General features: G+C 37.6%; 22 protein-coding genes and 3 pseudogenes. 15 read left to right on the forward strand and 10 right to left on the reverse strand.

All coding sequences use genetic code 11. The features are described from left to right. Positions 1–98: 98 nt before the first annotated feature. A complete protein-coding gene (gene desA / locus M0696_RS02805) occupies positions 99–1,127 on the reverse strand; it encodes a Delta(5) desaturase DesA (RefSeq protein ID WP_248602461.1) in 1,029 nt (342 codons plus the stop codon). Between the two features lie 862 nt (positions 1,128–1,989). Between desA and cspC (M0696_RS02810) the strand changes: the two genes are divergently transcribed. Together cspC (M0696_RS02810) and cspC (M0696_RS02815) are read left to right on the forward strand one after the other, a co-directional pair. Next, the gene (gene cspC, locus M0696_RS02810) at positions 1,990–2,193 is read left to right on the forward strand and encodes a cold shock protein CspC (protein ID WP_010333136.1); all 204 of its coding nucleotides are present in this window, start codon (positions 1,990–1,992) and stop codon (positions 2,191–2,193) included. A 765-nt stretch (positions 2,194–2,958) separates the two neighbouring features. Continuing rightward, complete coding sequence (gene cspC / locus M0696_RS02815; RefSeq protein WP_166854193.1) at positions 2,959–3,162, forward strand: cold shock protein CspC; 204 nt, start codon at positions 2,959–2,961, stop codon at positions 3,160–3,162. A 446-nt stretch (positions 3,163–3,608) separates the two neighbouring features. On the opposite strand, the gene M0696_RS02820 is transcribed toward cspC (M0696_RS02815), so the two are convergent. From M0696_RS02820 to M0696_RS02830, 3 genes are all read right to left on the reverse strand, one after another. Further along, positions 3,609–3,773 (reverse strand): BC1881 family protein, encoded by a 165-nt coding sequence (locus tag M0696_RS02820; RefSeq protein WP_222143594.1) that lies wholly within the window; start codon positions 3,771–3,773, stop codon positions 3,609–3,611. A 548-nt stretch (positions 3,774–4,321) separates the two neighbouring features. After that, positions 4,322–4,783, reverse strand: a complete 462-nt coding sequence (locus tag M0696_RS02825; RefSeq protein WP_166854191.1) for a CarD family transcriptional regulator — start codon at positions 4,781–4,783, stop codon at positions 4,322–4,324. Positions 4,784–5,268: 485 nt separating this feature from the next. Then, complete coding sequence (locus M0696_RS02830; protein WP_166854188.1) at positions 5,269–6,141, reverse strand: AraC family transcriptional regulator; 873 nt, start codon at positions 6,139–6,141, stop codon at positions 5,269–5,271. Positions 6,142–6,397: 256 nt separating this feature from the next. On the opposite strand from M0696_RS02830, the gene M0696_RS02835 reads away from it, so the two are divergent. From M0696_RS02835 to M0696_RS02870, 8 genes and pseudogenes are all read left to right on the forward strand, one after another. Beyond that, on the forward strand, positions 6,398–7,786 hold the full coding sequence (locus M0696_RS02835) for an aminotransferase-like domain-containing protein (RefSeq protein WP_248602462.1): 1,389 nt from the start codon (positions 6,398–6,400) through the stop codon (positions 7,784–7,786). Between the two features lie 111 nt (positions 7,787–7,897). Further along, entirely contained in the window at positions 7,898–9,178 is a 1,281-nt protein-coding gene (locus tag M0696_RS02840) for an MFS transporter (protein ID WP_166854186.1), read from the forward strand. Positions 9,179–9,420: 242 nt separating this feature from the next. Next, positions 9,421–9,537 (forward strand): annotated as a pseudogene (locus M0696_RS02845) (ATP-binding cassette domain-containing protein); the annotation flags it as partial. 122 nt (positions 9,538–9,659) lie between these two features. Then, on the forward strand, positions 9,660–10,037 hold the full coding sequence (locus tag M0696_RS02850; protein ID WP_222143597.1) for a hypothetical protein: 378 nt from the start codon (positions 9,660–9,662) through the stop codon (positions 10,035–10,037). Positions 10,038–10,415: 378 nt separating this feature from the next. Next, the gene (gene arsR / locus M0696_RS02855; RefSeq protein WP_166854184.1) at positions 10,416–10,730 is read left to right on the forward strand and encodes an arsenical resistance operon transcriptional regulator ArsR; all 315 of its coding nucleotides are present in this window, start codon (positions 10,416–10,418) and stop codon (positions 10,728–10,730) included. Between the two features lie 59 nt (positions 10,731–10,789). After that, the gene (locus M0696_RS02860) at positions 10,790–11,200 is read left to right on the forward strand and encodes an ArsI/CadI family heavy metal resistance metalloenzyme (RefSeq protein ID WP_166854183.1); all 411 of its coding nucleotides are present in this window, start codon (positions 10,790–10,792) and stop codon (positions 11,198–11,200) included. A gap of 171 nt (positions 11,201–11,371) precedes the next feature. Beyond that, positions 11,372–11,712, forward strand: a pseudogene (locus tag M0696_RS02865) (HAD hydrolase family protein); the annotation flags it as partial. A gap of 215 nt (positions 11,713–11,927) precedes the next feature. After that, complete coding sequence (locus M0696_RS02870; protein WP_222143598.1) at positions 11,928–12,521, forward strand: YdeI/OmpD-associated family protein; 594 nt, start codon at positions 11,928–11,930, stop codon at positions 12,519–12,521. A gap of 378 nt (positions 12,522–12,899) precedes the next feature. Here M0696_RS02870 and M0696_RS02880 read toward each other — a convergent pair whose 3' ends face one another. Both M0696_RS02880 and M0696_RS02885 read right to left on the reverse strand, forming a co-directional pair. Beyond that, complete coding sequence (locus M0696_RS02880; RefSeq protein ID WP_248602463.1) at positions 12,900–13,649, reverse strand: hypothetical protein; 750 nt, start codon at positions 13,647–13,649, stop codon at positions 12,900–12,902. 622 nt (positions 13,650–14,271) lie between these two features. Then, positions 14,272–15,033, reverse strand: coding sequence for an MBL fold metallo-hydrolase (locus M0696_RS02885; RefSeq protein ID WP_222143600.1), 762 nt, complete (start codon positions 15,031–15,033; stop codon positions 14,272–14,274). Between the two features lie 245 nt (positions 15,034–15,278). Here M0696_RS02885 and M0696_RS02890 point away from each other — a divergent pair, with 245 nt between their 5' ends. Further along, the gene (locus tag M0696_RS02890) at positions 15,279–15,689 is read left to right on the forward strand and encodes an Lrp/AsnC family transcriptional regulator (RefSeq protein ID WP_222143601.1); all 411 of its coding nucleotides are present in this window, start codon (positions 15,279–15,281) and stop codon (positions 15,687–15,689) included. A gap of 153 nt (positions 15,690–15,842) precedes the next feature. Here M0696_RS02890 and M0696_RS02895 read toward each other — a convergent pair whose 3' ends face one another. Continuing rightward, complete coding sequence (locus M0696_RS02895; protein ID WP_248602464.1) at positions 15,843–16,706, reverse strand: DMT family transporter; 864 nt, start codon at positions 16,704–16,706, stop codon at positions 15,843–15,845. A 154-nt stretch (positions 16,707–16,860) separates the two neighbouring features. Here M0696_RS02895 and pdxR point away from each other — a divergent pair, with 154 nt between their 5' ends. Next, the gene (gene pdxR, locus M0696_RS02900; protein ID WP_248602465.1) at positions 16,861–18,252 is read left to right on the forward strand and encodes a MocR-like pyridoxine biosynthesis transcription factor PdxR; all 1,392 of its coding nucleotides are present in this window, start codon (positions 16,861–16,863) and stop codon (positions 18,250–18,252) included. Between the two features lie 235 nt (positions 18,253–18,487). Further along, positions 18,488–18,913: a MaoC family dehydratase gene (locus M0696_RS02905; RefSeq protein WP_222143604.1), complete on the forward strand. Its 426-nt coding sequence runs from the start codon at positions 18,488–18,490 to the stop codon at positions 18,911–18,913. 52 nt (positions 18,914–18,965) lie between these two features. On the opposite strand, the gene M0696_RS02910 is transcribed toward M0696_RS02905, so the two are convergent. Then, on the reverse strand, positions 18,966–19,538 hold the full coding sequence (locus M0696_RS02910; RefSeq protein WP_248602466.1) for an alpha/beta hydrolase: 573 nt from the start codon (positions 19,536–19,538) through the stop codon (positions 18,966–18,968). Between the two features lie 83 nt (positions 19,539–19,621). After that, a complete protein-coding gene (locus M0696_RS02915; RefSeq protein WP_166854175.1) occupies positions 19,622–19,951 on the reverse strand; it encodes a winged helix-turn-helix transcriptional regulator in 330 nt (109 codons plus the stop codon). Positions 19,952–20,351: 400 nt separating this feature from the next. Here M0696_RS02915 and M0696_RS02920 point away from each other — a divergent pair, with 400 nt between their 5' ends. Further along, positions 20,352–21,224: a YitT family protein gene (locus M0696_RS02920; RefSeq protein WP_166854174.1), complete on the forward strand. Its 873-nt coding sequence runs from the start codon at positions 20,352–20,354 to the stop codon at positions 21,222–21,224. 100 nt (positions 21,225–21,324) lie between these two features. Here M0696_RS02920 and M0696_RS02925 read toward each other — a convergent pair. Beyond that, positions 21,325–21,760 (reverse strand): annotated as a pseudogene (locus M0696_RS02925) (winged helix-turn-helix transcriptional regulator). A 223-nt stretch (positions 21,761–21,983) separates the two neighbouring features. On the opposite strand from M0696_RS02925, the gene aseR reads away from it, so the two are divergent. After that, entirely contained in the window at positions 21,984–22,295 is a 312-nt protein-coding gene (gene aseR / locus M0696_RS02930) for a metal-responsive transcriptional regulator AseR (protein WP_376768339.1), read from the forward strand. Positions 22,296–22,308: the final 13 nt, after the last annotated feature.

Raw genomic sequence — 22,308 nt, forward strand, 5'->3', positions numbered from 1 at the left:
CTAAAAAAGTGCTAACCTCTGCACAATATCGTTGTGCGAGTCTGCACTTTCATCCTGTAAGATATGTTGCTAGTTATCATTGATGATGGGGAGTTTGTTTAATCCGTTTCCAATCGTGCTGATACTTGGCTTTTAGAAGCTTTTTTTAAGTGGCTAAAACCAACAAATTTTTTACCTTCTTCATCCCATAGGCGGAACTTTAAAGACTTAAGACTTGTTGCCAGTGTAATGGTCGGAACGTTTTGCAATGGTTCAGTGTTGTTATGCGCTTTTTCAAGCTTATAGTTTGGGACTCTTGGGCTTAAATGATGAACATGATGGAAACCGATATTGCCTGTAAGCCATTGCATGACTTTTGGAAGCTTGTAAAAAGAGCTCCCTTCAACTGCTGCTTTTACATATTCCCAATGCTCATCTTCTTCAAAATAAGAATCCTCAAACGTATGCTGAATATAAAACATCCAAATTCCGAGAGATCCCGATACCATAAAAATTGGCACCTGAACCAGCAGGAAGTTTTGCCAGCCAATAGCCCAACATAAAAGTGCTGCCAAAGCGACGATCCCCAGGTTCGTTACATACGTATTTATCCGTTCTTTGCGTTTTGCCCCTTTACGATTAAAACGGTTGGTAATCCCGAAGACGTAAATCGGCCCAATAATAAACATAACAAATGGATTTCTGTACAAACGGTACATGATTTTTGTCTTCGTTGAGGCTTCCTTATATTCCTCAACGGTCAGTACCCAAATATCGCCTGTACCGCGTTTGTCCAGGTTGCTGCTTGTCGCATGATGGACAGAGTGGTCGTGTGCCCAATGATCAAAAGGATGCAGAGTCAGAATGCCTGTAATTGTTCCAAGGATTCGATTCGCCTTTCTTTTCTTAAAAAAGGAATAGTGGCAGCAATCATGAAAGATGATGAAGGTTCTTACTAAAAAACCTGCCGCAACGACAGAAATCGCTAATGTAAGGAAATAAGAAATCGACAAACTCTTATATGCCAAGTACCATAACAGGAAAAATGGTACCAATGTGTTAATGATTTGATAAATACTTTTTTGTAAATCGGACTTTTCATAGGGTGTAACCAGTTTTCTCAAAGTCCTTAGGTTTTGTTCATTCATTTTCTAAAAATTTCCCCTTCCCTGATGTTCTTCTAAGTATAGAAAACGCTTGTCTTTGAAGTCACAGCGTCATACACCATATATGATAAGTATCTTTCCCATCCGTCTGTGAAATTATTGGAAATGAGAAACAGGTTTCCAGCTCAATTGCATCTTTATTAGCAGAACCAGCCGGGATACAGAAGGTGTATGAAGATTATACCCAGCTCTTTATCGAGCCAAACTCTCTCGCTGTTCCCCTATGGGAATCGGATTGTTTGAGGAACAAACATTACAAGCAAGGGTAAATATGGATCGGTTTTTGAGTGTCAAAATAAAGAGCTAGAAGACCTTGAATTTCCTATTTGCTTAATTAAAAAGGCTTTGGAAAGTGGTGATGAATAAAAGGAAGGTGATTTGAGATCAAGTTTTATTTTTATGAGCATCCTGGCAAATGGGGATATACCATGAGTGACGTTTGCAAACATCTGCGGAAATAAAGCTTTACCAGTGAACAGCCCTGTTTTTTAAAGAATATCTTGCACTTGAACAAGAAACAGCTGTGCTTTGTAAAGAGATCTTTAACAATCAATAATTGAAGTATGATTAACCAAAAAAAAGGTTTGAAGACACTTTCGATTCAATTTCACGGTGTTTTCAAACCATAGTTATTGAAGGCCTCTTATTCTGCATGTTTAACAAATTATGCCTCGAATAAAACAATAATATTAATTTGCATTTATTTCCGTTTCATGTTATGATAAAGAAGAATTATTTTTGTTCGTGTAAAGGATAGTATGAATATTGACTTTTCGTCTTGATGATACTTTGGGCAGGGATAGTAATTAAAATGTGTGGTAACACGCACTAGGAGGCAACAAAAATGGAACAAGGTACAGTTAAATGGTTTAATGCAGAAAAAGGTTTTGGATTTATCGAACGTGAAAATGGAGACGACGTATTCGTACACTTCTCTGCAATCCAAGGTGACGGATTCAAATCGTTAGACGAAGGTCAAAAAGTAACGTTTGACGTTGAGCAAGGTGCTCGTGGAGCACAAGCTGCTAACGTTCAAAAAGCTGCTTAATCTTAAAACGTTTATAGAAACAGGCTCTTAATATAGGGCCTGTTTTTTTACGTTCTCTGTATAATACTCAAACTCAATAAAAAACCCTACTCAACGTTCGAGTAGGGAGATGTTACAAGGTAATAGCAAAAGACTTAACGCTTCAAAGGTTTGTTTATAGTATAACATACTGGATTGACAATATGCGGAATGTATATAAAATATTTATTTTTCTTTTCGAATACAACTATTCTTTCTTTTTTCACTAACCTGTGGGAATCGGTTTATTTAGACTGTGAACATTGATTGAGGAACAAAACATTACAAGTAAGGAAATACTACCGTAAATACGGATTGAATGTTGAGTGCAAAATTATTAAAAGGCTGTGGAAAGTGGTAAGGAAGAAAAGGAAGATGATTTGTGGTCAAGTATTCTTGGCAAACGGGGATAAACAATGAGTGACAGTTTGGAGACGTCTGCAGAAACAAAGCTTTACTAGTGAACAGCCCTGCTTTTAAGAGAATATCTTGCACTTGAACAAGAAACAAATTTTTTTAATAATCAATTTTGCTTGCCGCTTCTGCACAGTATCCACACCTTTATTAAATAATGCCATGACTAAAACGATAATATTCAATTGCAATTATTTCCGTTTCGTGCTATGATAAAGAAAGATTATTTTTGTTCGTGTAAAGGATAGAATGAATATTGATTTTTCGTCTTGATGATACTTTGGGCAGGGATAGTAATTAAAATGTGTGGTAACACACTAGGAGGCAACAAAAATGGAACAAGGTACAGTGAAATGGTTTAATGCAGAAAAAGGTTTTGGCTTTATCGAACGTGAAGATGGAGACGACGTATTCGTACACTTCTCTGCAATCCAAGGTGACGGATTCAAATCATTAGACGAAGGTCAAAAAGTAACGTTTGACGTTGAGCAAGGTGCTCGTGGAGCACAAGCTGCTAACGTTCAAAAAGCTTCTTAATCTTAAATCGTTTGTAGAAACAGGCTCTTTATATAAGGCCTGTTTTTTTACGTTCTCTGTATAATACTCAATAAAAAACCCTACTCAACGTACGAGTAGGGAGATGGTACAGGTAATAGAAAAAGACTTAACGCTTCAAAGGTTTCTTTACAAGTATAACATACTGGATTGACAATATGCGGTAATGTATATAAGTTATTTATTTTTCCTTTCAAACACACCTACATCTTATTAGGAAGCAAACTTTTACGAAATTCTAAAATAATAGCCAACTCTAAATGTGTCGTGTACCAACCGCCACGCTAAACGGGACTCATCCATGATAATTCCGACACTCTCCTTCCTTTTAATCCATCACCCCAGATGAAATTTGTTTATATCCTATTACTACCAGTGGCAAACAAAAAGGATCATCCCTTTTCGTAAAGAATCATCCTTTTCTTCGTTCATTCAACTATTTTTAGGTATTCTTGATTAATTAATATAACAGCTGGTCCATCTACAAGAATTCCACCAACTTCAATTTTTTCATAAGACTCAACCTTAATAGAAGTAACCCCTTTTCGCTTTTTTAACTCGTTACTTAATTCTTGCGTTGGCATGTGTTTCATATCTCTACTCCTTCTTATTGTTTCATTTAATCTTATTATGTTAAATGAATTGTAAAAATAGTTTCTAGTTCTAGTAATTTCGTCATTTTTTTATCGTTGACCATATATTTAGATGTTACCCACTCGTGTATCTCTTTTATGAAAAGAAGATAAACAATTACTATTCACTGTCGCAGTGGATATAAGAAATTCTTAAAGGTATAGGGGAAATGGATTGATTTTCTTTTAGAAATAATCACTTAGAGATACCTAAAACAATGAAAGCCCTACCTCTCTTCCATCTTTACGGCTCCTAGTCCGTGCCAGTGTGAATCAGGATTACAAAAATCAAGTGACTATTTCATCGAGTGTATTGATAAAACTTCAAATGTTCGTAGAAGAAATTTAAATAATAAAAATGGTTTAGATTGTAGGAATAACAAAAGAGGTTAATATTCTAAAAGTAAGTTGAAGAAGTTGAACGTTTTGAAATGCTTTACTTTTAATCATAATATTATCTGAAAATTCGGGATATTTTTAGGGTGCAATACGATCTATAATTAATAACCTTAACAAAAACTTTTTATTTGCTTTTCAGTGATTCCTTTAATTACTTCCAGTTCACTAATCAAAAATTCATATGCATTATCCAACATTTTTTTTTCGCTTGCATTAAGTGCTTTTTCTTTCTTCATACGCATTAAATCACGCACAACTTCAGCGCCTTCTTGTATTTCACCCGTCTTTATTTTGTTCGTGTTTACTATATACCTTTGTTTCCACGGCAGTAACTTATCTGATTCTCCATGCTGAAAAATGTGTATAATGTGTTTTAATGCACGTATATCAGTAACTGGTCGTATACTTGAACTCAGTATTTTACGCGTTGGAATCATAACTTGCATATTACTAATCGTCATTTTTATGACATAATACTGTTGTTTTTTCCCTAAGATTTCTTTTTCTTCTATAGCTTCAATTATACCTGCTCCGTGCATGGGATAAATAATGTTATCGCCAATTTGAAACATATCAACACCTCCATATATGGTAACCTTCTTAAGATTACCATATATACGTTTTTTTATCAAATATTTAATAATAACATAATCAAATTTTTGGTGTCAATAACTTTTTTTAAAAATTAGATTGAACAAAAACAACATCAAAACAATAGGAACGTGTCCGGATTTCCAATCAAGGAAAGGTCAATTGGTCGGTGTATATCCTGAAACCCGACTAATTAACATATATCAGTTTTTCATTAAAAATGAGTTTTTAAATCTCCTTTAGGAATTCCCGACTTGGCATCAATGACATGTTTGCTAATTTATATGGACACAAATTTATTCACCACCCAAGGGTTGTAGACCTTTGGTGTTTGTTTAGAATAATTCACCCAGCTTATCAATGTTTGCAGATAGCGCTTAAAAGGTCATTTTGGAGCATAAAGAGGAAGGGATTAGCCCCCTTCCTTAAAGACCCTTCAATTCCTCTTGCTTCATCGTAAAATATATTACTTTTTTGAAATCGGTATCCAAATTTCACTTTTAAAAGATGACGATGTTACATCTTTATGTTCGTTCCACAGTATTTCTGGACCTTCTATTTGTTCATAATTGGACGATGGAAACCATTCGGAATAAATGCGTCCCCATACGTCTTGCAGTGTATCCGGAAATGATCCGATTGCTTCAAATACAGCCCACGTTGAGGCAGGAACCCCAAGCTGTGAGAGGTTATCTGGACACTGTTTCGTTGTGGCTGCGCCAATATAGTGATCAAGTTCGCCATTCTCCTCTGTCCGTCCTTCAGAAAAGTTCGTGGATGCACTAATGAGTCCCAAAGGCGCTACATTAGAAAGCTTTTTAAGATTATTTATTGTGTCTTCATCTAAACTTTCCCACATAGATGCAATTTCCGGGTTAACCCCTTTGAACATAATAGGAACTCTTTTTTTAATGCCAACGATACGAAATGCCTCTTTTTCTTCAATACGATAGTTCATTTCATTTCCTCCTTGGATTGATAACTGGAAGGTCATTCGTGGATAAGCTTTAAGTGAATGGCCATTATTTCTAGCTTCTGATGGTCTTATGCCATGCAAATTTTGAAATGCCCGTGCAAAAGAATCTGGTGACTTATAACCGTACTTTATTGCAATGTCTATAACTTTTACACTGCTGTCTTTTAGTTCAAAAGCTGCAAGAGTAAGACGTCTGTGACGAATATATTCCGATAGTGAAATGCCTGCAAGGAAGGAAAACATTCTTTTAAAATGATATTCAGAGCAGAAAGCAAGCTTTGCTACTTCTTTAAAATCAATATCATTTGTGAGGTTTTCTTCAATATACTTTAAAGCACTATTCATACTTTTAAGCGAATCCATTTATTTGACCTCCTTTAACAAAAGAATAACAGGAGTGAAATGTATCTACCCGACATTCTGTGCACCGTTTTGCAGGATTCCTTATATGTAATAAAGTATGTTATTCACCTTTGTTTGTATAGTTTTTTTAATAAACACCTATTTGCTAAAAAATTAAGTGTAAAGAACTGCTGCTAGAGTATCCACAAAAAAGCAAGTTATCATTGTGTTATAAACATCACATTCTTATAATTGAGTGAAAAAAGGGATGCGTATCATGCCGATTAATTCTTTTGAAAACTATCCGATGAGCTGGAAGCCGTCGATTGATAAAACGGAAAAGCCTATTTATAGAGCACTTGCGGGGCAATTGGAACAGGATATAATAAACGGAGTTTTGCTACCAGGAACAAAACTTCCTCCACAGAGAGAACTTGCTGATTATTTAGATTTAAATGTAAGTACCATTTCAAAAGCCTTTAAAGTTTGCGAGTTAAAGGGCTTGCTAAGTGCATCTGTAGGAAGCGGCACATTTGTATCATACGATGCGTTATCGAATGCGTATTTACTTGAGGATACAAAGCCAAAGCATTTAATTGAAATGGGAGCCACACTGCCAGATAATGCGTCTTATGAGCCTCTGCTACTTCAACTAAAAAACATGCTGCAAGATGAGGATTATGAAAAATGGTTTGGTTATGGCCGGGCAGGCGAGAGCCTTTGGCAAAAGGATGCAGCTGTAAAGCTAATCCGAAGAGGCGGGTTCGAAACAACCGTTGATCACATTTTATTTGCAAATGGGGGACAAAATGCGATTGCTGCTGCATTGGCAAGTCTTTGTAAGCCTGGAGACCGCATTGGTGTTGACGATCACACGTATCCTGGATTAAAAACTGTTGCTTCAATGCTTAGTGTGCAAATCGTACCGATAAAATCAAAGAACGATGAAATGAGTCCGGAGTCACTTGAATATGCGTGTAAAAATGAAAATATTAAAGGCATTTATTTGATCCCGGATTATCATAATCCGACAGCTTCCTTTATGTCTGTTGAGAATCGAAGAATGATTGCAGAAATTGCAAAGAAATATCATCTGTTTGTTATTGAAGATGCATCGTACCATCTTCTCAACAAAAATCCGCTTCCCGCACTTGCATCGTTCGCGCCGGAACAGGTTATCCACATTGCAAGTTTATCAAAATCGTTAGCACCAGGACTGCGCCTGGCCTATGTAGCGGTGCCGAATCAATTTAAGGAGCCAATGTCAAAGGCGCTTTATAATTTAAATATAACGGTTTCCCCGCTATTAGCAGAACTTACTGCACGCACGATTGTATCAAATCAATTTGAAGCCTTAATTGAAGGCCATCGGGAAGAAACGATTCGCAGAAACCAAATCGTAAACCGATATTTGGCGGATTATACATGTTTAGGTGTTGAAACAGGCATCTTTCGTTGGCTGTTGTTGCCGGGTGAAATGACTGGTGCTGAATTTGAAGAGCTAGCTGCACAACATGGCGTGCAAGTGTATGCGGCTGAACGCTTTGTAGTGGGAAATAGTTGTCCGAAAAGGGCTGTCAGGGTTTCAGTATGTGCACCAAAAACACTCGAAGAGCTTGAGCAAGGACTAAGGATCCTAAAACGTTTGCTAAACGGTCTTAGCTAATATTGTTCGCCATACAATTATAATATTGTATGGCTTTTTTGTGCGTGTTATGATGATCCACATCTAGAGGGAGGTTTATATCATTAGGCTTTACGAAAGGCAGGTAAGAGTATGGTAAAAACAACAGACGTTCAACAAGCTTCATTACAAAGCTACATCAGTTCTCCGGAAAAACAAAAAGCATTATACAAGCGTACATTATTCGTTGTAAGTATTTCGCAAATTTTTGGCGGTGCAGGGCTTGCGGCAGGAGTTACTGTCGGAGCGCTTATCGCACAGCAAATGCTTGGTACAGATGCGTTTGCTGGTCTGCCTTCTGCTTTATTTACTTTAGGATCAGCAGGATCTGCATTAGTTGTTGGGAGACTTTCTCAACGCTATGGCCGCCGTACTGGTCTTTCAGCTGGTTTTGTAATTGGCGGACTTGGAGCAATAGGAGTCATCATTGCAGCCATCATAAATAGTATTTTCTTGTTATTTACTTCATTGCTTATTTACGGTGCTGGAACAGCGACAAATTTACAAGCTCGTTATGCAGGTACGGACTTAGCCAATCGTAAACAGCGGGCGACTGCTGTTAGTATTACGATGGTTTTTACAACATTTGGTGCAGTTGCAGGTCCAAGTTTAGTAAATGTCATGGGGAATTTTGCTGTGTCTATTGGTGTTCCATCACTTGCTGGTCCTTTCATTTTAGCAGCCGCAGCATATATCTTAGCAGGTGTGGTTCTTTTCATCATGCTTCGTCCAGATCCATTCGTTATAGCAAGAACATTAGAAGCGACCAACCAAGAGCCTAGTGATAAAGGACATTTGGCAACAACTGAGCATACAGAAAACAAAACAGGCATAATCGTCGGTGCAGCAATTATGATTCTTACCCAAATTGTAATGGTAGCTATTATGACAATGACACCAGTTCATATGAGACACCATGGACATGGTTTAGGTGCAGTCGGTCTTGTTATTGGTTTTCATATCGGTGCCATGTATCTCCCTTCACTGGTTACAGGTGTTCTTGTTGATAAGTTGGGGCGTACTGTGATGGCGATTGCTTCTGGAACAACGTTGCTTCTTGCAGGCTTAATGGCAGCATTTGCACCAGCAGATTCTATGGTTTTTCTCGTCATTGCTCTTTCTTTACTTGGATTAGGATGGAATTTTGGTTTAATCAGCGGGACTGCACTTATTGTTGATTCAACTGAAACGGCCACACGGGCTAAAACTCAAGGTACAGTGGATGTTCTGATCGCGTTGTCAGGAGCTGCTGGAGGAGCATTGTCTGGAATGATTGTAGCAGGTTCAAGTTTCATGACATTATCATTTGCTGGAGGGATTTTATCCTTATTCCTCATTCCGGTGGTGGTATGGTCTCGTGGAGGTAAAAGATAAGCCAGATTGTTTTGTGAAAACAGTAAATTTGAATGCAAGAGATGTACACCAAATGGCATTGTAGTCGGTCTTCTTAGTACTGAAATAGATAAGATTTCTCTGTTTGTTTAATTCCAAATCTATCGGAAATTCATTTTGCTTCAGTTGATTCTAGCAGCACTATAAATTTTGAATTGCTCAATTGCCATTAATTTGTTATTTTGTTATATAAAGGTTACATGTATTATTGGTAAAAAAGAGAAAAGTTATCAAGAGGCCAACATCAACGGATCGATATTGCAAGAAGCTGTATTAAAGATCCTGACATCCTTTTATTGGATGAAGAAACAGCTAGCCTGGATAGTGAGAGAAAATGCAGGGCTCCCTAGAAAAATAAATGAAAAATACATTCATATCTTTTATTTTATAACATAAAATGGTTGTGAAAATGAAAAAGGCAGGATACCCGTTTTTAGTACGTTTATAAAAAGGAGTCATAACGTTGTTAAAAAGGCTTTCTCTGGTTTTTCTTACACTGATTATGTCTATCGTTGTTGTACTAGTGGCAGCTAAAGGTTCCCCTGGAGATAACGTCATTTCATTTAATGAGCCAATTATCTTAATGATATCAATTGGAATCGTTGTATTTTTATTCATCCCTCCATTAGCCATGTCCTTTTTTGGTAACTGGGTTGTTAGAATCATATCTGGAGTCTACCAATGTTTTATTGTTTTAACTTTTATGGGGCTAATTCCAATTGGATTTCTTATTCCCAACGGTTTTTTGACAATTCTTGTTTCTATTGGAGGAACTATAGTCAGTATAGCTAGTGTTGTAGTAACGTTATTAATTGGTAAGAATAAAGAGGTTAAATCATAACAAAATAGATATGGATGATTTTCGTATGAAATAGACAAAACAGATACGTCTATTATTAGCATAACAAAAAGGAGTTCATTCTTGATAAAGAATTAGGCTGATGAACATTTTCGCCAGCCTTTTTATAATAAGAAAAAATTCAATTTTTAATCAATTTAGATGAAAAAATAACCTTTGAAGATCCCGTACTATATGGTATCTTTTTGTTGTTTTTAGAATATAAATCCCTTCTAAAAGCACTCATGACATGAAGTCCAAATAGAAACCTGAGATTACGAATTAAATAATCAAAAAAAATTGATTTGATGGATTGAATTTAATGAAAACTTATGGTTATAATGTATATATCAAAAAAAATTGATTAAATAAGGTGATAGGATGAATGAAACAAAAACAGAACTGCTTCAGAATTATGAAAAAAAATTTAAAGCTCTTGCTGATCAGAAACGGTTAGAGATCATGTATGAACTTTGTCAAAAGGGAAAAACCTGTGTGTGTGATTTGACTGAAATTTTTAATATGACCCAATCAAAACTTTCTTATCATCTCAAAATTTTATTGGACGCCAACTTAATTACGAAAGAAACGAAGGGAACATGGAGCTACTATGATCTTAATGATGATGAGCTAAATCACTTATTATCTGAAGAACTTTGTTGTGTATTTAGAAAGAATGGAGAAAGAAGCTGTTAAATTTTTTGTTTGCTAAATCAAATTTATTTGATTAATTTGACAACAAAGGGGATGTTACTGTGAAGTATGTTCATGTAGGGATTAATGTAAGTAATCTAGAGGAATCTATTACATTTTATGAAAAGGTTTTTGGAGAGAAACCGTTAAAAGTAGAATCAGACTATGCAAAATTCTTATTGGAAACACCGGGGTTGAATTTTACGTTAAATGTGCGTGATGAGGTAAACGGGAATCAGGTGAATCACTTTGGGTTTCAAGTCGATCGTTTAGATGAGGTCTTGAAACATAAGGAACGGCTTGAAAAAGAAGGATTTTTTGCTCGTGGAGAAATGGATACAACATGTTGTTATGCAGTACAAGATAAATTTTGGGTATCAGATCCCGACGGGAATGAATGGGAGTTTTTCTATACCAAATCGAATAGTGATGGTCACAAACAAGATTCCTCCTCTTGTTGTGTCACTGAGTAAAAGTGCAGTTATATTAGCATTAGTTGTCAATTGATATTCTAAATTGGCAACTTTTTTTATGAAATCAAATAGCATAACAGACACGGCCTAGTGACATGCACTTTGCAGATGGAGACAGCGTTCAAATGATGGTTTTAAAATTGCCGCGGATCGAGTTGGTGCGTGAAAAGGAAGGGATTAGACCTACCTTCTCTTCTAAGTTGCCTGGAAAGGGAAGAGAAATCATACCAACAATCTTATAAAGATTTTGATTTTGTGAGGTGGCATCCTGTCTCTGTCGATGTGATTCCAAAGGTCGTAAGCTAAGCGTTTAGTAAAGATTATTGAGAAATTAAATTTTCCTCCAGAACGTGTTTATGCATTTGGTGACGGGCTGAATGATAAAGAAATGCTATCATAGTCTCGCCATAGGAAATGCTGAAGAAGAAATAAAAAAGGTCGCAAAATATGTAACCAAAGCAGTTGATGACGATGGGATTTATCATGGTCTTCGTATGGTTGGTCTTTTATAATATTATTTTCTGGAGTCTATTGAATAAATAATATAGAAGGAATCAATATATTTGATGTTAGGAGAATAAAACAAAAACAAATATCGTAATGCGAAAAAATAAAATTGAGGGCAGGAAAATGGGATGTTAAACGAGAAAAATCAAGAGCGTGATATTTATGTGGAATGGGCGAAAAATCTAAAAATTAACGTAAATGACTCTGAGAGGGAGTTCCTATGACAAATAACAGAACGAATCCTAAGGTTGATGAATTTTTAAGTAAAGCTACAAAGTGGAAGGAAGAATTTGAGAAGTTGAGAGCTATCGTTCTTGACTTTGAGCTGACCGAAGAATTTAAGTGGAAGCATCCTTGTTACACGCTTAATAATAAGAACATCGTTTTAATACATGGATTTAAAGACTATTGTGCGCTTCTGTTTCACAAAGGCGCCTTGTTACAGGATGCCCATGGGATTCTCATCCAACAAACGGAGAACGTACAGGCGGCACGCCAGATCCGGTTCACCAATGTTCAGGAAATTGATGAAATGGAAACGATCTTGAAAGCTTATATTCGTGAAGCCATTGAAGTTGAAAAAGCCGGATTGGAAGTGGATTTAAAAAAGAATAAAGAATATAAAATTCCTGAAGAACTTCAAAATAAATTCGATGAAATCCCTGCTTTAAAAACAGCTTTTGAAGCACTGACCCCGGGACGGCAAAGAGCATACATTCTTCATTTTTCTCAAGCCAAACAAGCCAAAACCCGAGAGGCGAGGGTTGAAAAATGTGTGCAGAATATTCTCGATGGAAAGGGATTAAAGGATTAATATATTCGATGAGAATATAAATTGATCATACAAGGGAACTTGATAAGCTGGGGAGGTATCTAAACAAGAAACATACCAAATGAACCTACAAGGTACATTGCTGCTAAATAAGGTCAGAGTAGAGAGTGATTTGGATTCTCCTGGCCGTTTGGATATTGCTGAGGAATTGATTGAACAAATAATGGAACACGTTTTTTACTGTGATGTTGCTCAAAAGAATCATAGTTTGCGGTTATAGCTAACGTGAGTGCAAAAGTTCAACCATGTTTAACATCTTAGAGACTGAAGGAATTAGCTACTATATGTAAAAGAAAAACAAGCATCATGTTAAATGCTTGTTTTTCGTAAGGCATCATTCACTTACTACTGAGATGTTGTCTATTGATTAATACTGTATGCGTGAAAAAGTGCGGTGTCAGCTGTAGTCAAACGATGAATAACCATAATGTCAATGAGTCGCTTGATTTTTTCATTGTCGCCTGTATCAACGTACACCTTTTTTGTATTATTAATGATATTCTCAGTCACATCCCGCATCACGCCTTGATCTAGATCATCAGCGGAATCCCAGCGTAAAGGGACATTGTATACATGAATCGTGCCATCTCCATTTCCATGATAAGTGACTGATCCATCCACTAATCGAGAACCAGCTAACTGGATCACATCTTCTGGATAGCTCGCACTTGTATCATCATTAGGATTAATCGGTTCGCCAGCTGAAATGTGCCGAACATTCAATTCATCTATCTCTTGATTGGGTCCAAGCTGCAGCCAAACTCGGGCATATTCGATTTTTTCAGAAGAGTATGCCGCCAATACATTGCCCTCTTTACCTTCCTCGTCGTTTTTTACTTCTTTTGATGAAGTTTCATTTGATTCATCCGCTGCGGTTTCTTTAGAAGAATGTTCATTTGAAGCCTTTGTTACGGATTCTTCTGATTCATCCTTGCCTATTTTGGTGCTATCTTCAGTCCCGTTACGATTTTCGTCAGATGGTGCAGCAGTATCATGATTTGAAGACTGTTTTGATTCCTCGTTCTTACTGCCCGTACATCCGGCAAGCAATAAGGCAAGCAGCAGCAGCAGGGCAACATTACTATAAAATATCTTTCTCAGTTTCTTCATTATTTCATTCCTCTCCATCAACTCGGTTTCAGCTTCATATAAAAGTTCTTTATCTAAATATTACCATGTGATAGATATGATCGTTTTGAAATTTGTTTAAAAAGAGGAAACGATTTTAGGTCAATCCTGGAGACCGGCTGTTAGCTTCGCCGAAACTTAAGAATTCTTAAGAACTTTTGTCCCTAATTCTTCAGGTTTTGAATGTAAAGTAGGGTAAAGTACCCCGTTTCAAGCGAGGTACACCTTGGACATAAATTCTTGCAGATGATCATATCAACATAAAGAATGTTGATATGATCAATTTTAAACAGAGAAAAACGAGTTTCTTTTTATTGGCTCTATCAGTAAAAAACATACAAACAAATTTGGTATGTTTATTTCACTTTTGATATAAAAATTTTCTCTATCAATTGGGTATCATGTATTTAGATGTGTATCTTTTCAGATTCAATGAAACCTTCTACACCCGGAAACGGTGTATCTCATTGCGGGTAGAATACACAGTCTTTATGGCAGAAGCCTTTTAGAGCATCGTTTCTGGTTAATCGTTTCAAAAAAAGACTTGCTGATTCTTTATTGTTTTCAACGGACATCATGACTGCTTCTGTCATTAAATAAACATTTAAAATGAATATGCTTCGCCATCATCAGGCACTAAGACACGAGAGGAGATTCTTTTTTCATGAATAAAGGATTTTAATTCTTCTCTTGATAATCCCCAATGGTTTACAGCTTCCATGTGGCTCACGATGATGTTTGCTTTTGGAGCAGCCTTATACGTTTCATAGATATCTTCTTTACCCATAACGAGAGAACCGCCTTCATAGAATTGATTATCTCCGCCGTTCACTACAATAATTTCTGGCTGATGTGTATCAATCTCTTCTTGAACCGCATCATACCAGACAGTATCTCCGGCTACATATAACGTTTTCTCACTTTGGTGCTTGAACACAACGCCGCAAACAAGACCTGCAAGTTTTAGAATGTCTCCTCTTCCGTGTTCGCCTTTGGTTTTGATTAGCTGAATGCCTTCAAAGACGGTATCATTTGTTAAAACTTCGACGTTTTTGAACCCGGCATTTCGTATTTCTGCTGCATCCTCTTTATTTTGGGAGAACAGCTTGATATCTTTTGGCAATACCTTTTTAGCTGCCTCATCCCAATGATCATCATGTAAATGAGTTACAATGACAGCATCAATATGATGAATAATATGATCGACAGAAGTTGGCAATTCAACCAAAGGGTTGTTTTGGTCCTGTCTTGGCGCGTTTGGGAATGGAGGATAAGCTCCTTTCTCGGCTAACATTGGATCTATTAAAAACGTTTTGCCTGCAAATTCGACAACAAGTGTGGCATTACGGATTTGTTGAATGTTCATGTATAACACTCCTTTTTTTAAGATGTGTATAGTTTACAGGCAGCCGCTAAATAAATACATGGAACAAATCAAGTCTTTCTGTCGATTGACTTGATTTTTGAAAGGATGTAATTTATTTTGTGTAAATTGTCACTGAGCTAGAATCAGGTAATTTAAAAGAAGCAATTTTAAAGAAGGGTGCAGGACTGCACCTTGATAGAGAGATGATGATGTTATTTTAGCGAATATTGAAGGGATTTGATTTCATGTTGGATCACACAGACATGCAAATATTAGAGGAGTTATCTCAAAATAGCCGTATTACGATGAAAGAATTAGGTGAGAAAGTTCATTTAACAGGGCAGGCAGCAGCCTCAAGGGTGGCCAAATTAGAAGACAACGGTGTCATTGAGGGATATACAATTAAAGTGAACCAAGTGAAATTAGGGTGTTATATACATGCTTTGCTTAATATCTATACAAAAAGCACCCATCATCAGCCATACCTGTCATTTATCAAAACACAAAAGAAATATGTCATGAATAATTATAAAATCAGCGGGGATGGCTGTTATCTGCTTGAATGCAGATTTCCGTCTAATGAAATGTTAGATCAATTTCTAGTGGAATTAAACAAGCATGTCAATTATAAATTGTCGATTGTGATTAACAAATAGAGAGACCTACTACTTTATTGAGGGCCTGGTGGATAAAAACCGGTCAGGTTCAAGTCCTCTCGGCCGCATCAATGATACCAAGGGCTGCGATCCCTTGGTATTTTTCATGCTTTCATTTATTATCGTCACCCGGCTTTTTTAAAGTAAGTCTGCCTACTTTGCAAATCGCCGAGCAGCTGCCACGCACATGATAACGGCGATATTCACTGCTACGAGTGCCCAGCCCACTTTCTCGTGTAGAATTACTGAGGCAAGCAGCAGTCCAAAGAAGGGCTGAAGAAGCTGCAGCTGCCCAACCGCTGCAATTCCGCCTTGGGCGAGACCTCGATACCAGAACACGAAGCCGATCAGCATGCTGAATAAGGACACATAGGCAAGACTGAGCAGCGCAGGAACGCCGATGCCTGACCATGAGTCCGGTGTAAAAAAGAACGACAAAGGCAGCATCAGAGGAAGCGACAGAACGAGTGCCCAAGAGATCACCTGCCAGTTCCCCAGACGCCGTGAAAGCCTAGCCCCTTCTGCATAACCAAGACCGCATACGACGATAGAAGCCAGCATGTACGCGTCACCGAGCGGGGATGATCCTCCGCCTTGGATCAGAGCGAATCCTGCTACTAGTAAGCTGCCAGCAGCTGAGAAAACCCAGAAGACTGGGTGGGGGCGTTCACCTCCGCGCAGGACGCCGAAGATCGCCGTTGCAAGCGGAAGAAGCCCAATGAAGACAATAGCATGTGCGGATGTGACATACTGAAGCGCTAAGGCTGTCAGTAACGGGAAACCGATCACTACGCCGAACGCTACCACCAATAGTGAAATGATGTCTCTTTTGGCAGGATGCTGCTGCCGGAAAATGAGAAGGAGACCCCCAGCCAATACACCAGCTATCGCAGCGCGGCATACGGTGAGGAACAATGGGTTGAAGTCCGTCACAGCTAAGCGGGTTGCAGGCAGCGAGCCGCTGAAAATGAGTACGCCTATAAAACCATTTATCCAGCCATTTGTTGTTTTGTTCATTACAATCACTCCAAATATGTTTCTTTTTAACGATCTGGATTTTCTTAACAAAACCAGTATCTAAGGATTACAATGACTATAAACTGGAATTGGCCTTTTATAAACAGCCAGTTTTCATAAAAAAATGCATACCAGTTAGGAGAACAACGTGCAAATGGATATCACGCCTTTTTTGAATAGAAATCTGGATATTCCGCTTTATCAGCAGCTTTATCGGTATTTCAAAGAAAACATGCATCAGGGGCATATTCAAAAAGGAATGAAGCTCCCTTCAAAAAGACTCCTGGCGAGTCAGCTTTCCATCAGTCAAACGACTGTAGAACGTGCCTATGAACAGCTTGCCGCTGAGGGCTATATTATGAGCAAGCCAAGAAGCGGATGGTTTGCTGATTATCATGATTCTGATTTTGCCTATCGTAAAATGCCAACTACATCACTAAGTAAAGAGAAAGCACAAGAACATAAACAATGGATTGATTTTCACTATGGAAACGTAGATTCTTCTTACTTCCCTTTTTCCGCATGGCGAAGAAGCATGGTCAATAGTTTAGACCAATATGGCCACGAGCTTTATCAGCCGGGACATGTTTTAGGAGAGTTTGAGCTGAGAACACTCATTGCAGAGTACCTGTATCAATCACGCGGTGTTCATTGTATCCCTGAACAAGTCATCATAGGTGCCGGGAACCCTATTCTTCTGCAAATCTTGTGCCAAGTTTTTGAACCGAATATTTCCATAGGATATGAGGATCCCGGTTATCCAAGAGCCCGCAAGATTTTTGAAGCCAATCGGATGAATATACTTCCTATACCGGTTGATGAGGAAGGAATCTGCATACAGAAGATCAAAGAACAACAGCCCAACCTTGTATATGTCACGCCTTCTCACCAATTTACGCTGGGAACCATTATGACGATTAACAGAAGAATTGAACTGCTCAAATGGGCGGCTGAAAATCAATCTTTTATCATAGAGGATGATTATGATGGGGAATTTAGATACACAGGACAGCCGGTTCCTTCCTTACAAGGGCTTGACAAGCATAATCGTGTCATTTATATGGGCACTTTTTCTAAGTCTCTTCTTCCCTCGCTGCGTATCAGCTACATGATTCTTCCTTCGGATCTTTTAAAAAAAGGCCATGAAATCACATCCTTATATAAGCAAACGGTGTCCTGCCACAGTCAGCTTACGCTAGCTGACTTTATAAAAAATGGAGAGTGGCAAAAACACATCAACAGAATGAGAAAGCTTTACCGTAAAAAAAGAGCCATTTTACTTGAGACTGTACAAAGAGAATTAGGGGAGCATGTCAGGATTCGCGGAGAAAACTCTGGACTTCGTATCTTACTGGACGTTTATTTGCCATTTAGTGAAAACGAGTTAATTGAGAAGGCAAAGGAACATGGAGTGAAAATTTATCCTGTATCTCTTTCATATAAAAACCATCCTCCTACAAAAACGGTCTCACTTGGATTTGCAGGAGTTTCTGAATTTAACATCCAAGAAGGGATAAAAAAACTGAAAGCTGCCTGGAAATTATGAGGGAGCTTTTAGTTTAGATTATAAAATACTTTTGATATTCAAAGGATGGCGGTTTCTTCAATGGTGAAATATTGTTTCATGCAATTGATCCACCTTTTTCTTTCTCTTTTTTCTTACTCTTCATGAAACGCATTGGAGGATAGGGAGCTGAAGAAGCCTCCGAAACGATTTTTTTATTTGCTGTTTATCAGCTAAAATAAAAAAGTACACAATTGACAAAAATAGAGGTGTAACAATGAAGTTAGATGAGTTTACAATTGGACAGGTATTCAAAACGAAATCATTAAAAGTAACAAAAGATGATATTATGCGGTTTGCAGGTGAATTTGACCCTCAATATATGCATTTAGATGAGGAAAAAGCGAATAAAGGCAGATTTAATGGAATTATCGCTTCTGGCATACAAACGCTAGGCATTTCTTTTAAACTTTGGATTGAAGAAGGTTTCTATGGAGACGATGTGATTGCTGGAACAGAAATGAATAACATTAAATTCATAAAACCCGTGTATCCAAATGATGAACTCCATACAATTGTTGAGGTTCTTGATAAACAGCCAAAGAGAAACGAAATGGGAATACTCACTGTTTTGTTGTCTACTTATAATCATAAAGAAGAAAAAGTATTTGAAGGTGAGTTATCGGTATTGATTAAACAATAACTTAGAAAGCCCGCTTTTCTAAAGTGGGCTTATTCAAATACGATGAAAGATTTTAGCGGGTTTCTTTTGAAAAATAGGAGTGTAGAACATCATAAACGATGGGCAAGGAAGTAAACCCCTCATTTTCCAAAAAATGACCTCCGTGTTGGACTTCATACAACGCAGTGTCAATTTGTTGTGCTAGATCCTTGCTCCATGCAAATGGCACAATTTGATCGTCCCTAGAAGCAATGACAGCACGGTGCTTTGCGGACCTGATGATTTTTTGATCATCAATCGACCCCTCTGTAAATTCATCTAACATCTTTAAATTAGGCAATGATTTGGAAAAGCCGGAAACAAGAATGATTCCGCCAAGCTGTTCGCGCAATTGAGTACGTTCCAAAAATCTCAAAATGGCAGGGCACCCTAAGCTGTGAGCAACGACATACGTATTTTTATGTAAAGTGTGTTGATAAGAAGAGAGTGTATCCAGCCAATCTTCAAGTCTTGGCTCAAGTGGATTAGGCATGTCTAAAACTTCTGTTTGAATCTCGTCTGCGAGCAGGCTTTTTTTCAGCCATGGAAACCAATGGTTTGCCGAAGAGGCTTTGTAGCCATGAATGATATAGACTTGTTTTGTCATTTTTTCCTCCTAACAAAATATTTTTATTTAGTATAAAATTCCTCTCATTGGTAGACAAGTACGCAATTTTTTGTAAGTAGTTTTTATTCATGAGGTGCGCCTTGTGTTATTCCCCACTTGCACATTTCATCTATAAGGGGATACAATGACAGCCCTTTGTCTGATAACGAATACTCTACTTTGAGGGGGATTTGGGAAATTTCCGTCCGCTGAATAAGGCCGTCGGTTTGTAATTCCTTAAGCTGTGCGCTTAACATTTTATGGGTGATTACGGGCATAGCCCGTTTCAGCTCGCCGTATCTCATCGTTTTTTCACACCCTAACTCATAGAGAATTCTCATTTTCCACTTGCCCCCTATAAGAGATAAGGTGTATTCAAATGGGGCTTGTTTGCTGCGGCATAAGCTATTCAATGTAATCAAACCTCCTTTTAAAAAGTATAATATCAAAATGAATCAGGATATTCGGTGTTCTGATCCGGGAGCGTACTTGATAATCTAGTGCACAAAGAGGTTCAAGGCTTCTCGTTTTTATGAAGGATACCGAGGAATTTAAGTTACTTGGTATTTGTGCTTTAAACGGACTGCTAGATCACACCTGTATCAGGTGCATGTTGAATGTTCTAAGTCATAAAGGGTTACCTTATCTTTTAGATTTGTTATTCTCTCGGTTTATATATGGGGTAAAGTGGTATCGGAAGCGATCTACTTACAAAAATACCTGATTGTCCTTTTTAATAAGCATGTTTTTAGCCGGAAAAATCTATTATGGTATAGTTAAATATAACGAAATATTTAAGAAATGAGGAATGGTATGAATACAATCAAAAAACAAAAGAAATTTAAAGCAAAAAAGATTCTGCAAGTCATCATGGTCATTATCGGAGGAATCATAGCGGCATATGGGTTAGAAACAGTTTTGATTCCGAACAGTGTCTCTGATGGAGGGGTGACAGGCCTCAGCATTGTTGGTTCACAGCTATTCAATTTGCCGCTGGGGATTCTTATTGCTGTTATTAACATTCCATTTGTCTGGTTAGGATATAAGCAAATTGGGAAAAGTTTTGCGTTATTATCAATTATCGGAATTATATCACTCGCCGCGGGGACAAGTTTTTTCCACCACACACCCGCTATTATAGAGGGAGATACCTTGTTAATCACCGTTGTTGGCGGGATTATCCTTGGATTCGGAATGGGGTTGGCGCTGCGAAATGGCGGCGCATTAGATGGAATTGATATGCTTGCTGTGCTCCTATCCCGAAAACTGCCATTCGGAACGAGCGATCTCATTTTATTCCTAAACCTTTTTGTGTTTATTTTTGTTTCCACTGTATTTGGCTTGCAAGGGGCATTGCTTTCAGTCATTGCTTACTATATTGCATCGAAAGTCATTCATGTCGTTGAGGAAGGCTTAAGCGGTTCTAAAATGTTTCAAATTATTACAACCCAACCTGAATTGATGGTAGAGACCATACGTGATCAACTAGGCAGAAGCGCCACATATAAAGAAGCTTACGGGGGTTTTTCCCACGAGAAATTTAAAGAAATCACATGTGTCATCAACCGCTTAGAAGAAACCAAACTAAAGGAAATTATTAATGATATTGATAAAAGTGCCTTTGTGACCGTATATGACGTAGCTGAAGTGAAGGGCAGCAATTTTAGAAGTCTCAATCATCATTAGACAAAAGAATGACCTTTTAACGGTAACTCTCCTTGCCGCCAGTGATATAATCAAAAACGCTTTATTGAGGGTCACGGGTGAATAACCTGAAGGCCTAATCTTAGAAATACCAAGGGTTTTGACGCCCTTGGTATTTTTGTATTTTGCTGATTTTATGTTTAAAACCAGCTTTACGTGTTGTTTCGATTTTATTGATTTTGTCTCTGTATTTTTCTCGCCAGTCCTTCATGTGAAAGGTAATAGGTTCTAACGTTCTTCCAAACTCGGTTAATGAGTATTCCACTTTTGGAGGGACCTGTTTATAAACCTCGCGGTGAATCACGCCATCCCGTTCAAATACCCTTAATTGTAAAAAAACATATGTTGGGTAATTTTAGGACATAGCCTTTGGGATTCATTAAACCTCTTTTTACCGTCTTGAGATGATAAAGGAGAATGCCTTTCTACTTACCCCCGATGATATCTAATGTTGTCTCCACGGGGCATCCTTCAAATTCATCCGAAGAATAATCAATAGCAAGTTTTCGATTTCTCAAGCCGTTCACTTCTATTTATTTGATGTTTATCATATAAATGATTGATTATATAAATAAAAACTTATATAATCACGGTGTAACAAAATCTAATGATTCACAGCGCTATGGTTGCGTGGACAGTGACTCAGGTTTACGTTTTTGGCCCATATATAATGATTTGGTTATATATTAATTTGAAGGAGGGGTCCATTTGACTGTTGATTCAAAAATAGGAGTTGCTGCGATGACCTGCTGTTTAAAAACACTTAGTGATCAAACAAGGCTCATGATGATGAAACTATTTCTTGAAAAAGAGTATTGTGTCTGTCAATTGGTTGATATGTTTGAGATGAGTCAGCCTGCCATAAGCCAGCATTTGCGAAAATTAAAAAACGCAGGGTTTGTGAACGAGGAGAGAAGAGGGCAATGGCGTTATTATTCAATCAATCAATCATGTCCCGAGTTTGACATATTGCAATTCCTTTTACAACAAATTGATCAGGAGGACGATTTGTTAAAGAATATCAAACAAAAGGAAACTCAATCGTCTTGCTAGTAAGGAGGTATTT

This window comes from Bacillus rugosus (genome assembly GCF_023238245.1).
Lineage (GTDB): Bacteria > Bacillota > Bacilli > Bacillales > Bacillaceae > Bacillus > Bacillus rugosus.

Coding starts and splice junctions, on each gene's coding strand:
- M0696_RS02905 (WP_222143604.1), top strand. CDS start 18,488: ATGAAGTTAGATGAGTTTACAATTGGACAGGTATTCAAAACGAAATCA.
- desA (WP_248602461.1), bottom strand. CDS start 1,127: ATGAATGAACAAAACCTAAGGACTTTGAGAAAACTGGTTACACCCTAT.
- M0696_RS02830 (WP_166854188.1), bottom strand. CDS start 6,141: ATGGATTCGCTTAAAAGTATGAATAGTGCTTTAAAGTATATTGAAGAA.
- M0696_RS02880 (WP_248602463.1), bottom strand. CDS start 13,649: ATGAAGAAACTGAGAAAGATATTTTATAGTAATGTTGCCCTGCTGCTG.
- M0696_RS02890 (WP_222143601.1), top strand. CDS start 15,279: ATGTTGGATCACACAGACATGCAAATATTAGAGGAGTTATCTCAAAAT.
- M0696_RS02835 (WP_248602462.1), top strand. CDS start 6,398: ATGCCGATTAATTCTTTTGAAAACTATCCGATGAGCTGGAAGCCGTCG.
- pdxR (WP_248602465.1), top strand. CDS start 16,861: ATGGATATCACGCCTTTTTTGAATAGAAATCTGGATATTCCGCTTTAT.
- cspC (WP_166854193.1), top strand. CDS start 2,959: ATGGAACAAGGTACAGTGAAATGGTTTAATGCAGAAAAAGGTTTTGGC.
- cspC (WP_010333136.1), top strand. CDS start 1,990: ATGGAACAAGGTACAGTTAAATGGTTTAATGCAGAAAAAGGTTTTGGA.
- M0696_RS02870 (WP_222143598.1), top strand. CDS start 11,928: ATGACAAATAACAGAACGAATCCTAAGGTTGATGAATTTTTAAGTAAA.
- M0696_RS02820 (WP_222143594.1), bottom strand. CDS start 3,773: ATGAAACACATGCCAACGCAAGAATTAAGTAACGAGTTAAAAAAGCGA.
- M0696_RS02885 (WP_222143600.1), bottom strand. CDS start 15,033: ATGAACATTCAACAAATCCGTAATGCCACACTTGTTGTCGAATTTGCA.
- aseR (WP_376768339.1), top strand. CDS start 21,984: ATGACCTGCTGTTTAAAAACACTTAGTGATCAAACAAGGCTCATGATG.
- M0696_RS02910 (WP_248602466.1), bottom strand. CDS start 19,538: ATGACAAAACAAGTCTATATCATTCATGGCTACAAAGCCTCTTCGGCA.
- M0696_RS02840 (WP_166854186.1), top strand. CDS start 7,898: ATGGTAAAAACAACAGACGTTCAACAAGCTTCATTACAAAGCTACATC.
- arsR (WP_166854184.1), top strand. CDS start 10,416: ATGAATGAAACAAAAACAGAACTGCTTCAGAATTATGAAAAAAAATTT.
- M0696_RS02895 (WP_248602464.1), bottom strand. CDS start 16,706: ATGAACAAAACAACAAATGGCTGGATAAATGGTTTTATAGGCGTACTC.
- M0696_RS02825 (WP_166854191.1), bottom strand. CDS start 4,783: ATGTTTCAAATTGGCGATAACATTATTTATCCCATGCACGGAGCAGGT.
- M0696_RS02920 (WP_166854174.1), top strand. CDS start 20,352: ATGAATACAATCAAAAAACAAAAGAAATTTAAAGCAAAAAAGATTCTG.